The organism is Arthrobacter sp. efr-133-TYG-118 (genome assembly GCF_030209755.1).
GTDB lineage: Bacteria > Actinomycetota > Actinomycetes > Actinomycetales > Micrococcaceae > Arthrobacter.
Window position 1 is genome coordinate 23,370 of record NZ_JARVRH010000041.1, and the last position, 11,921, is coordinate 35,290.

The 11,921-nt window shown below is 65.3% G+C and carries 10 protein-coding genes and 1 pseudogene; 9 read left to right on the forward strand and 2 right to left on the reverse strand.

Translation table 11 applies throughout. The features are described 5' to 3' along the window. Positions 1-7 precede the first annotated feature (7 nt). Positions 8-679, reverse strand: a complete 672-nt coding sequence (locus tag QRN59_RS23810; protein WP_284984895.1) for a trimeric intracellular cation channel family protein — start codon at positions 677-679, stop codon at positions 8-10. Positions 680-742: 63 nt separating this feature from the next. Here QRN59_RS23810 and QRN59_RS23815 point away from each other — a divergent pair, with 63 nt between their 5' ends. From QRN59_RS23815 to QRN59_RS23850, 8 genes are all read left to right on the forward strand, one after another. Beyond that, positions 743-1,441: a sirohydrochlorin chelatase gene (locus QRN59_RS23815; protein ID WP_284984896.1), complete on the forward strand. Its 699-nt coding sequence runs from the start codon at positions 743-745 to the stop codon at positions 1,439-1,441. Positions 1,442-1,574: 133 nt separating this feature from the next. After that, positions 1,575-3,320 carry a nitrite/sulfite reductase gene (locus QRN59_RS23820; protein ID WP_284984897.1) on the forward strand — a complete coding sequence of 582 codons (1,746 nt, stop codon included), beginning with the start codon at positions 1,575-1,577 and terminating at the stop codon, positions 3,318-3,320. Next, positions 3,317-4,033 carry a phosphoadenylyl-sulfate reductase gene (locus QRN59_RS23825; protein ID WP_284984898.1) on the forward strand — a complete coding sequence of 239 codons (717 nt, stop codon included), beginning with the start codon at positions 3,317-3,319 and terminating at the stop codon, positions 4,031-4,033. The genes QRN59_RS23820 and QRN59_RS23825 overlap by 4 nt, the downstream gene beginning before the upstream one ends. Further along, positions 4,030-5,016: a sulfate adenylyltransferase subunit CysD gene (gene cysD / locus QRN59_RS23830; RefSeq protein ID WP_265977669.1), complete on the forward strand. Its 987-nt coding sequence runs from the start codon at positions 4,030-4,032 to the stop codon at positions 5,014-5,016. The genes QRN59_RS23825 and cysD overlap by 4 nt, the downstream gene beginning before the upstream one ends. Continuing rightward, positions 5,016-6,428 (forward strand): sulfate adenylyltransferase subunit 1, encoded by a 1,413-nt coding sequence (locus QRN59_RS23835; RefSeq protein WP_284984900.1) that lies wholly within the window; start codon positions 5,016-5,018, stop codon positions 6,426-6,428. Before cysD ends, QRN59_RS23835 begins: the two co-directional genes overlap by 1 nt. A 279-nt stretch (positions 6,429-6,707) precedes the next feature. After that, positions 6,708-7,880, forward strand: a complete 1,173-nt coding sequence (locus QRN59_RS23840; protein WP_284984901.1) for an ABC transporter substrate-binding protein — start codon at positions 6,708-6,710, stop codon at positions 7,878-7,880. A gap of 112 nt (positions 7,881-7,992) precedes the next feature. Then, positions 7,993-8,730, forward strand: a complete 738-nt coding sequence (locus QRN59_RS23845; protein WP_284984902.1) for an ABC transporter ATP-binding protein — start codon at positions 7,993-7,995, stop codon at positions 8,728-8,730. Then, positions 8,720-9,670, forward strand: a complete 951-nt coding sequence (locus QRN59_RS23850; protein WP_284984903.1) for an ABC transporter permease — start codon at positions 8,720-8,722, stop codon at positions 9,668-9,670. Before QRN59_RS23845 ends, QRN59_RS23850 begins: the two co-directional genes overlap by 11 nt. 94 nt (positions 9,671-9,764) lie before the next feature. On the opposite strand, the gene QRN59_RS23855 is transcribed toward QRN59_RS23850, so the two are convergent. After that, the gene (locus tag QRN59_RS23855) at positions 9,765-11,327 is read right to left on the reverse strand and encodes an amino acid permease (protein ID WP_284984904.1); all 1,563 of its coding nucleotides are present in this window, start codon (positions 11,325-11,327) and stop codon (positions 9,765-9,767) included. Between the two features lie 410 nt (positions 11,328-11,737). On the opposite strand from QRN59_RS23855, the pseudogene QRN59_RS23860 reads away from it, so the two are divergent. Further along, positions 11,738-11,921: pseudogene (locus QRN59_RS23860) on the forward strand (circularly permuted type 2 ATP-grasp protein); the annotation flags it as partial.

The window sequence follows — 11,921 nt, forward strand, 5'->3', positions numbered from 1 at the left end:
ATCCTAGCTAATCCCGGCCACGTGAATCGGCGCCCGAGGAGACCCCGGCGCGGTGCCATCCCCGGACCGCCAAGGGCACCCGCCACCCGCGACGCCAAGCCACCACCCGGAAGGCGAAAACCCAGGCGGCAATGACCCCTGCCGTCACTCCGTTGAAGGTTCCGATGTTCCAGAGCAAGGCCGTCAGTGCGGCCCCCGTGAAGGCCGGCAGGGCGTAGAGATCCCGGGCATTGAAGAGGGTGGGAATTTCGTTCGCGGTAATGTCCCGGAGCAAGCCGCCGCCCACGGCCGTCGTGACGCCCAGGAGGATCGCGGCCACCGGATTCATCCCGGCGGCCAGCGCCTTGAGCGTGCCCGTAATGCAGAACAGGGCCAGCCCGCCGGCGTCGAACAGGGTCAAAAGGGACGTGAAGCGCTGGATGCTCGAAAACAGGAAGTACACCAGGATCGCGGCCAACAGGGGCGGCACGAGGTATACCGGGTTGGTGAACGCCGCGGGCGGGCCGGCGCCGATGATGATGTCGCGGATGACACCGCCGCCCAAGGCCACGAGCGAGGCCAAGAGAAGGGAACCGATGATGTCGAACTGCTTCTTGGCTGCGAGCAAGGATCCGGACACGGCGAAAAAGAAGACGCCGGCCAGATCCAGCCATACCAGCGCAAGGTCAAAAGTGAACAAATGCAGCTCCATTCTTCGTTCACAGACGGGCGATCGTGCTCGCCCAACGTTACGCTTGCACGCATGAACAGCCCCGTCTTGATCGCGTGCGCCCACGGAACCCGGAACGTCGAAGGGCAAGCCGCTATCCGCCAGGTCATGGCCGAGATCGAGGCCTTGCGGCCAGGCCTGACCGTCGTTGAGGCCTACGTCGACGTCCAGGAACCGGAGTTGTCCGGCGTGGTGGCCGGCCTCCCGGAAGGCACGCCCGCCGTCGTCGTTCCCTTGCTGCTTAGTACCGGCTACCACGTCAAGGTGGACATCCCGAAGGCGATCAAGTCCCGTCCGGAGGTGTCGGCGGCACTGCCGCTGGGGCCGGATCCGCGGCTTGCCGAGCTGCTCGCCGCACGATTGCGCGATTCGGGCCTGGCTGACGACGACGGCGTCCTGCTGGCGGCCGCGGGCTCGTCGCTGCCGGACGGTTCCATCGATTCGGAAGAGCAGGCGCGCCAGCTCGCCGAGTTGCTGCCCAACAAGGTGCGCGTCGCCTATGGCGCCAGTGCCGAGCCGAACGTGCCCGACGGCGTCACGGCCCTGCGCGCGGAAGTCACCGACGACGGGGGACGGGTCGTGGTGTCCTCGTACCTGCTCGCCACGGGCTACTTCCACGACCAGCTGTCCAAGGCCGGGGCCGACGTCGTGACGGCACCGCTGCTGCCCTCTCCGGTGCTCGCGGAGATCGCCCTGGAACGCTACGACGCGGTGGTCGCTGGTAGCTCCTGAGCTGTTCTTCGGAATGCACAGCGCGGCCGGGTGAACAAGGCCCGACGGCGGTTCGTGACGAAATGTTTCCCTAGGTGACTCTTCGTTTCCGGACCCTTTGTTACGCCTCTCTGGCCAGCCCTACAGTCGATGCATGACTGATACAGCTCTAGCCGGAGCGTCTGCGGACGAGGCTGCACCCAAGCGCCCGGCCCGCACCGCCCGTCCTGCCGCGAAACCCCACGGCCAGTGGAAAGTCGACGGCACCGCGCCGCTCAACGCCAACGAAACCTGGAAGCAGGAAGACAACGGGCTCAACGTCCGTGAGCGTATCGAGTCTGTCTACTCCAAGCACGGCTTCGACTCGATCGACGGCACGGACCTGCACGGCCGCTTCCGCTGGTGGGGCCTCTACACCCAGCGCAAGCCCGGGATCGACGGCGGCAAGACCGCCACGCTTGAGCCGCACGAGCTCGAGGACAAGTACTTCATGCTCCGCGTGAGGATCGACGGCGGTGCGCTCACCACCGAGCAGCTGCGCGTCATCGGCCAGATCTCCGTGGACTTCGCCCGCGGCAGCGCCGACCTGACCGACCGCCAGAACATCCAGCTCCACTGGATCCGCGTGGAGGATGTGCCGGAAATCTGGCGCCGCCTCGAATCCGTCGGCCTGTCCACCACCGAGGCCTGTGGCGACGTCCCGCGTGTCATCCTGGGCTCCCCGGTTGCCGGCATCGCCAAGGACGAGATCATCGATCCCACGCCGCTGATCAACGAACTCGCGGAGCGCTTCATCGGCGACCCCGAGCTCGCCAACCTGCCGCGCAAATACAAGACCGCCATCACCGGCCACCCTTCGCAGGACGTGGTCCACGAGATCAACGACTTCGGCCTGGTCGGCATGGTCCACCCCGAACTCGGCGCCGGCTATGACCTCTGGGTGGGCGGCGCGCTCTCCACCAACCCGATGCTCGCCAAGCGGCTCGGCGCGTTCGTGAAGCCCGAAGAAGCCGCCGAAGTGTGGCTCGGCGTCACCAGCATCTTCCGCGACTACGGTTACCGCCGCATGCGCACCAAGGCCCGCCTGAAGTTCCTCCTGGCCGACTGGGGTCCGGAGAAGTTCCGCCAGATCCTTGAGGACGAGTACCTCGGCTTCAAGCTTTCCGACGGCCCCGCAGCCCCCAAGCCTTCAACACCGGGCGACCACGTCGGCATCCACGAGCAGAAGGACGGCAAGTTCTTCATTGGCGCGACGCCCTTGGCCGGACGCCTCTCCGGCAGCCAGCTCGTGAAGCTGGCCGACACCCTCGAGGCCCGTGGATCCTTCCGCCTCCGGACCACCCCGCACCAGAAGATCGTTGTGCTGGATGTCGCCAAGGAGCAGGTTGAGCCGCTCGTGGCCGAACTGGACACCCTGGGCCTCTCCGCCCGCCCGTCCGTCTTCCGCCGCGGCACCATCGCCTGCACCGGCATCGAGTTCTGCAAACTCGCCATCGTGGAAACCAAGGTCACGGCAGCCACCGCCGTCGCCGAACTGGAACGCCGCCTGGCCGACCTCGCGGACAGTGGTCAGTTGCCGCAGGCCCTGTCCCTGCACATCAACGGCTGCCCCAACTCCTGCGCCCGCATCCAGACCGCGGACATCGGGCTCAAGGGCATGATGCTGCCAACGCCCGACGGCGACCCCACCCCGGGTTTCCAGGTTCACTTGGGCGGCGGGCTGGCTTCGTCCAGCCGCGAAGAAGCAGGCCTCGGACGCACCGTGCGCGGCCTCAAGGTCTACGTCGAGGACCTGCCCGATTACGTAGAGCGGGTAGTCCGGAAGTTTGTGGCCGATCGCGCCGAAGGCCAGACCTTCGCCGAATGGGCACACTCCGCAGATGAAGGAGATCTCCAGTGACCACCAGCACTAAGCTCCGCTCCCACGACGAACTCAAGGCCCTGGCCGAAGCCGGTGCCGCAGAGCTCGGCTGGAACGCGCCCGCCCGCGACGTCATCGCCTGGGTGGCCCGCAACTTCGAGCTGCCCGCCGTCGCCGTGGCCTGCTCCATGGCCGACGCCGTGCTGCCGGCACTCGTCGCGGACCAGTTTCCCGGCGTCGACGTCCTCTTCCTGGAGACCGGCTACCACTTCCCCGAAACCCACGCCACGCGGGACGAAGTCGCCGCGAACCTGCGGGTGAACATCGTGGATGTGCTCCCCGAGAACACCGTGGAGCAGCAGGACCGGCTTCTCGGCAAGGACTTGTTTGCCCGCGACGCCGCCCAGTGCTGCGCGCTCCGCAAGGTCCAGCCGCTGCGCCGGACCCTCGCCGGCTACGAAGTCTGGTTCACCGGTGTCCGCCGCGACGAGGCTCCCACCCGGACCAACACACCGCTGATCACCTGGGACGAGACCAACGGCCTGGTCAAGGTCAACCCGATGGCCGACTGGAGCTTTGACCAGTTGGTCCAGTACTCCGAAGACAACATCCTTCCCGTCAACCCCCTCCTGAGCCAGGGCTACCCGTCCATCGGATGCCAGCCCTGCACCCGCAAAGTGGCCCCGGGAGCGGACCCCCGCTCCGGCCGCTGGGCAGGAACCGACAAGACAGAATGCGGACTACACGTATGAGTACCCAAATCACCAACGAGGACCTGGAGTTGTCTGTGCTGGAAACCGACGCTGCTGAGACGCCGACTGCCGCTCCGGCGCTGCGTTCGGCTCGCCTTTCCTCACTCGACACCCTCGAGTCCGAGGCCATTCACATCATCCGTGAGGTTGTTGCCGAGTTCGAGAAGCCTGCGTTGCTTTTCTCCGGCGGCAAAGATTCCGTCGTGATGCTGCACCTGGCCACGAAGGCGTTCTGGCCTGGCAAGGTTCCGTTCCCGGTGTTGCACGTGGACACGGGACACAACTTCCCCGAGGTCATCGATTTCCGTGACCGCACGGTGGAGCGCCTGGGCCTCAAGCTCGTGGTGGGCTCCGTGCAGGAGTTCATTGACCGTGGCGAACTTGCCGAGCGTGCGGACGGTACCCGCAACCCGCTGCAGACCGTGCCGCTGCTGGACGCGATCCAGCGGAACAAGTTCGACGCCGTCTTCGGCGGCGGACGCCGCGACGAGGACAAAGCCCGTGCCAAGGAACGGATCCTGAGCCTGCGCGACGAATTCGGCCAGTGGGATCCCCGCAACCAGCGCCCCGAACTGTGGAACCTGTACAACGGCCGCCACACCGTGGGCCAGCACGTCCGCGCGTTCCCCATCAGCAACTGGACCGAGCTCGACGTGTGGCGCTACATCGAGCGCGAAGGCATTGAGCTGCCCGGCCTGTACTACGCCCACGAGCGCGAGGTTTACGAACGCGATGGCATGTGGCGCGCAGTCGGCGAGGTTTCCATGCCGAAACCCCATGAGGAAGTCATTACGAAGCTCGTGCGGTACCGCACCGTAGGGGACATGTCCTGCACCGGCGCTGTCCTTTCGGACGCCCGCACGGTTGCCGACGTCGTTGTCGAAGTAGCCGCATCCACACTCACCGAACGTGGCGCCACCCGTGCAGATGACCGCATCTCCGAGGCAGCCATGGAAGACCGCAAGAAGGACGGCTACTTCTAATGAGCACTGAGACTTCACTCCTGGAGACTGGCCTCCGCGAATCTACTCTGTTCCGCTTCGCCACGGCTGGATCCGTCGACGACGGCAAGTCCACCCTGGTGGGCCGCCTGCTGCACGATTCCAAGGCGATCCTTGCCGACCAGCTCGACGCCGTCGCCCGCACCTCAGCCGACCGTGGCTTTGGCGGAGCCGGTGCCACCGGCAGCCAGGCGATCGACCTCGCCCTCCTGACCGACGGCCTTCGTGCCGAGCGGGAACAGGGCATCACGATCGATGTCGCCTACCGCTACTTCGCCACCGACCGCCGCAGCTTCATCCTCGCGGACTGCCCCGGCCACGTGCAGTACACCAAGAACACGGTGACGGGCGCGTCCACTGCGGACGCCGTCGTCGTACTCATTGACGCCCGCAAGGGAGTCCTGGAGCAGACCCGCCGCCACCTGTCGGTGCTGCAGTTGCTCCGCGTGGCGCACGTGATCGTCGCTGTGAACAAGATCGACCTCGTGGACTTCAGCGAGTCGGTCTTCCGCGAGATCGAGACGGACGTGCAGAAGGTTGCCCGCGAGCTTGGCTTGGGCAGCGATGGCATTGCCGACGTCGCGGTCATCCCGGTGTCGGCGCTCGACGGCGACAACGTCGTGGACCGCTCGGACCGTACTCCTTGGTACAGCGGCCCGGCCCTGCTCGAGGTACTCGAAACCCTCCCGGCCGCCGACGAACTCGAAAGCCACCTGGAAAGCTTCCGCTTCCCGGTCCAGCTGGTCATCCGCCCGCAGGGCGCGCTGGCTCCCGACGCGGTCGCCGCAGGGCTCGACGTCGGGGCGTACCGCGACTACCGTGCCTACGCCGGCCAGATCACGGAAGGGACCGTGAAGCTCGGCGACAAGGTCACTGTCCTGAGCCCGGGCCACGAGCCCCGGATCACCACCGTGATGGGGATCGACTTCGCCGGCAGCGAGCTGGCCGAGGCTACTGCTCCGCAGTCGGTGGCGATCCGCTTGGCCGATGAAATCGACATCGCCCGCGGTGACACCATTGCTGCCGCAGGGACCGTGCGCGAGAGCTCGGCCGATCTGTACGCGGCGCTGTGCTGGCTTTCGCCCAAGCCGCTGCGCGAAGGTGCCAAGGTGCTCGTGAAGCACGGGACCCGAACGGTCCAGGCGCTCGTCCGCAATGTGACCGGCAAGCTGGATCTGGCCACGTTCAACGTGGAGGCCGCCTCCAGCCTTGAGCTGAACGACATCGGCAACGCCCAGCTTCGACTGGCCGCGCCGTTGCCGTTGGAGAACTACCTGCACCACCGCCGGACGGGTGCGTTCCTGGTGATCGACCCCGTGGACGGCAACACCCTGGCCGCCGGCCTGGTGAAGGACCACCCGGGCGACCACGAGGACGAACGTTACGTCATCTGACGTTCTTGGTTACTGGAACCGCAGCTTGTTTCCCAAACCCCGCCTTCAAGGTCCGGGATGGGAAACAAGCTGCGGTTTTTTGCGTTGGAGACAGCCGAAATGTGACGCCGCATGAACGTGCGTGACCCCGGGTTTCCGGGTCATTGAACGGCAAATATGACAGTCCCTATGGTGAATCCATGACCTCATCGGATTGGTCCTTGCCTGCCCTCTCGGGGCGATGTCGCAGGGCCTGATAAACGCCCAGCCCCTTCCGCAACGCATCCCAAGGATTCCCCCATGTCGAACACCCCAGAACCCACGCCGCCGGCCTCGAACCCGGGAACCACGCGCATCGTCGCCGGCGAGAGCAACAAGCCCAAGCGCCGCCGCACGCTCGAGATAGGCATCGCCGTCGGACTTGTCCTGCTGATCGGTGCCGGCGCCGCCGTCGCATCGGTGGTCGCGAAGAACAACGAAACCCAGGCCGCGGCGGCAACGACGCCCGCCGCCGAACTCCGGCTCGGCTACTTCGGCAACGTCACCCACGCCCCCGCGCTAGTGGGCGTCAGCAAGGGCATCATCGCCGGCAAGCTGGGCAGCACCAAGCTCACCACCCAGATCTTCAACGCCGGGCCGGCCGCGGTCGAGGCCTTGAACGCCGGGGCGATCGACGCCGCCTACCTTGGCCCGAATCCGGCCATCAACTCCTTCGTCCAGAGCAAGGGCGCCTCCATCAGCATCATCGCCGGCGCAGCCTCAGGCGGCGCCCAGCTGGTGGTCAAGCCCGGCATCAACTCCGCCGCGGACCTCAAGGGCAAGACCCTCGCCTCACCGCAGCTCGGCGGCACCCAGGACGTGGCACTGCGCGCCTGGCTCGGCAAGCAGGGCCTGAAGACCAACCCGAACGGCGGGGGCGACGTCGCCATCAACCCGACCGACAACGCCCAGACCCTCAAGCTCTTCCAGGACGGAAAGCTCGACGGCGCGTGGCTGCCCGAGCCCTGGGCCTCACGTCTGGTGCTCCAGGCCGGCGGCAAGGTCCTCGTGGACGAGAAGGACCTGTGGGACGGGTCCATCACAGGAAAGCCGGGCCAATTCCCCACCACCATCCTGATCGTGAGCAAGAAGTTCGCCGCCGACCACCCGCAGACGGTGACCGCCCTGCTCCAGGGCCACGAAGCCTCGGTCAACTGGCTCAACACCGCCTCCGCCGCCGACAAGGCCACCGCCATCAACGCCGCGCTGAAGGCGACCGCGGGCAGCACGCTCCCGGCCGACGTGATCGACCGCTCCCTGAAGAACATCACCTTCACCGTGGACCCGCTCGCCGGAACCTACAAGAAGCTCCTCCAGGACGGCGTCGACGCCGGCATCACCAAACCGGCCGACATCAACGGCATCTTCGACCTCCGCGCCCTCAACAGCGTGACCGGGCAGAAGACCTCGGCCGCAGGACTGGGCCAAGACTGAACCGCCAAGGCCCAACTGACTCGCAGTAATTGTCGTTTTGAACGCTCATAACGACAACAACTGCGAGTCAGTTGGGAATTCAACAACTAAGCAACGAACGAAGGACGGGACCATGCCAGTCGTACTGGAACACCTGGGTAAACGCTTCGGCGACGGCGCCCCGGTGCTGGACGACGTCAACGCCACCATCGAGCAAGGCGAGTTCGTCGCCCTGCTGGGTGCGTCCGGCTGCGGCAAGTCCACCCTGCTGAACATCCTCGCCGGGCTGGACCAGCCGACGTCGGGCGCCCTGGAGGTGCCCAGCGACGGTGCCGCCTTCATGTTCCAGGATTCAGCGTTGTTCCCGTGGCTCACTGCCCGCGGCAATATCGAACTCGCGCTGAAGCTCGCCGACAAGTCCGGCGGCCTGAGCAAAGCGTCGCGCGCTGCCCGTGCCGGCGAGTTGCTGGACCTCGTCCATTTGGGTGGCGCGGGGGACAAGCGCCCGCACGAGCTCTCCGGCGGCATGCGGCAGCGCGTTGCCCTGGCCCGCGCTTTGGCCCAGGACCGGCAGCTGTTGCTCATGGACGAACCGTTCGCTGCCCTCGACGCCATCACCCGTGACCTTCTGCACGACGAACTCGAGCGGATCTGGAAGGAAACCGGCCGCACCATCGTGTTCGTGACGCACAACGTGCGCGAAGCCGTCAGGCTCGGCCAGCGGGTCTTGCTGCTGTCCTCCCGTCCGGGACGGGTCGTGGCCGAGTGGAACGTCACGGAGGAGCACCGGACCGACGCCGGCCGTGCCGGGGAATTGACTGGAACCATTACCCGCCGCCTGCGCGAGGAGATCCGCCGCCATGCCAATTGAACAAGAGACCCGACTCGTCGAGGGAGAGACTGCCGAGCAAGCTCCGCAGTCCCGCCACATCACCTCGCCGTCCTTGAAGGGAAACCCGGACGAACTCCGCGACCTCGAGGCCGGCCTGGACAAGTTGCAGTCGGATGCCCACCGCAAGGCGCGCATCGACTGGACCCGGATCATCCTCCCGATTGCGGCGCTCCTGGTCCTCATCCTGGCGTGGCAGTTTTACGTCTCCCTCGGTTTCAAGCGGCGCGACCAGGTTCCGGGACCGCTTGATGTCCTGGGCCAGTTCGGTGCTCTTTGGGCCGAAGGCAAAGCCCAGGAGGCCGTCTGGACCTCCCTTCAGCGCGGCGTGATCGGCTTCCTCATCAGCGTCGCTGTGGCTACTCCGGTGGGCCTGCTCCTTGCTCAGGTGCAGCCGCTGCGCCGGGCCTTCGGACCGCTCATTTCCGGGCTTCAAGTGCTCCCGTCGGTGGCGTGGGTTCCCGCTGCCATCATCTGGTTCGGGCTCTCGGACGGCACTGTTTACTTCGTCGTCCTGATGGGTGCCATCCCGTCCATCATCAACGGGTTGATTTCCGGTGTGGACCAGATTCCGCCGCAATACCGGAGCGTCGGCAAGGTCCTTGGGGCCTCGCGACTGCAGATGGCCTTGCAGATTGTCCTGCCGGCGGCCCTTCCCGGGTACCTTGGTGGCCTCAAGCAAGGCTGGGCTTTCTCCTGGCGTTCGCTCATGGCCGCCGAAATCATCGCGGTCGGCGGTACCATCGGCTTCGGACTCGGTTCGCTCCTGGACCAGGGCCGTACCTTGTCCGACATGGCCACGGTCATGTCCGCGATCCTGGCGATCCTGTTTGTGGGCATCCTGATCGAGCTCGTGGTCTTCGCCCCGATTGAGCGCCGCCTCCTGCTGCGCCGCGGCCTGCTGGCGGGGAGCACACGCTAAGCGCACCTAAACGTGAAGCAAGGGCCCGACGGCGACCAGTTCAACTCCCGCCGTCGGGCCCTTCTCCTTTCGTCAGACTGCCGCCGGGAAGCTGCTATCGGGCGGCGTCGATGGCGGGACGTTCAGCCACCACCGGGAACGGGCCGGTGTAGCCGGAGCGCTCAAGCGCAGCGCGGTAGATGCCCTTGCGGGCCGCGAACCAGCCGCCCACCAAAGCAGGAACAAGCACCACCAGGGATGCAAGTACCCAGCGCCCGGTGTCCGAGAAACCCATGGTGACCAAGACGAAAAGCAGGAATGCGAGCGTCAGGTACGAGGTGAAGGGCGCACCGAAGAGCCTGAAGGTGGGCCGTTCGAGCTTTCCTTCCTTCGCCCATTTCTGCAGTTTCATCTGGCAGAGCACAATGGTGGCCCAACCGCCGATGATGCCAAGGGCGGACACTTCCAGCACAATCTCGAAAGCCTCCGACGGGAATGCCGCGTTGAGCCCGACGCCGAGCAGCGTGATGACCGCGGTGAGTAGGATCCCGCCATACGGAACGCCATGGCCGCTCATCTTGGCCGTGAAGCCCGGCGCGGAGCCGTTGACGGCCATGGAACGCAAGATGCGGCCCGTCGAGTAGAGTCCCGCGTTGAGGCTCGAGAGCGCGGCGGTGAGGACCACGAAGTTCATGATGGAAGCGGACGTGGCTCCGGCGTCCGGCGAACCAATGTGAGAGAAGAACGTGACGAAGGGCGATTCTCCGGCCTTGTAGGCGGTGAAAGGCAGCAGGAGCGAAAGCAGAAGCACTGATCCCACGTAGAAGATGCCGATGCGGAAGACCACCGTGTTTACGGCCTTGGGCATGACCTCCTTGGGCTTCTCCGTCTCGCCCGCCGCCGTACCCACAAGTTCGATCGCGGCATAGGCGAACACCACGCCGCTTACGGCCAGCAGCGGGGCAACGGCGCCCATGGGGAACATCCCGCCGCTATCCGTCATGACACTGAAGCCGGTGGGGCCGATGTCTGTGTGGCCTCCGAATACCAGGAAGCACACGCCGATAATGAGGAACAGGACCAGTGCCGAGACCTTGATCAGCGCGAACCAGAATTCCATTTCGCCGAAAAGCTTGACGGACACGAGGTTCAGCGACAGGACCACGACGAGCGCCACAAGCGCGATCGCCCATTGCGGCACGGATTGCAGAGGCGTCCAGTAGGGCGCCCAAAACTTAACGTAAAGCGCGACGGCGGTGACATCCACCACCGAGGTCATGGCCCAGTTGAGGAAGTACAACCAGCCCGCGGCGAAGGCCATCTTTTCGCCGTAGAACTCGCGGGCATAGGAAATGAAGGATCCCGACGATGGCCGGTGAAGGACGAGCTCACCGAGCGCACGGAGAATGAGGAAGGCGAAAAAGCCACAGACCGCGTAGACCAGGATCAGCGCCGGACCTGATCCATGGAGGAGGCCACCGGCTCCCATGAACAGTCCGGTGCCGATTGCGCCCCCGATTGCGATCATCTGGATTTGCCGCGGCTTGAGGGTTTTGTGGTACCCCGCGTCTTCGTTGGAGAAATCCTGGGTCGCAAGTGCAAGGTCACCCGTGCGTTCCCGTTCGTTTTCAAAGTCTTCGGCCGGATCGTGATCCGGCCGAGGTATTCCGTTGGACATTATGGTCCCCCCGATTGATGGCTAATGCCGGGTCCGTTTGTTTGAGATATTGCTTGGTGCCCGGCGCCCAACCCACGCTAGGGGCGGTGGGTTTCCCCGTTATTTCACGGCGGTTAAGTTACAAACGGCTAAATGCTTTGCTGTCCCGGCCTTCCGCAAAGCCTGTCGGACAGCCGGGTGTCTGGCTGTCCGACAGGCTATTCACAGCGCGGAAATCACTGAATTTGCGCGGATTATTATCGGACTGTCCCCGCGAGGAAAACTTTGAATCTCGCTAAACACCCGATTCAATGCCCTTCCCTGCCCCCGGTTATGTCGCTTTGCGGCCCATGAATGATGTTTCCGTCACGAAATGTATCCGCAATAAACAACCGCTTAACTCGGTACCACCTATTGAGAGGGTGAGGGGAATGTCAGACCTGTTTGAAGATTACGGCCCTGCCGTCGAGCGCACCGGCGCGTACGACGAGATGTTCGCACCGGGCATTTTAGCTCGCGGCTCTTACGGCCACATCTCCGCGTCGCTGGGCCAGTTGACCCTTGCCGATGTGAGTGCGCGTGCGGAGTCGATGGCGCGGACTTTCCTGGACCGGG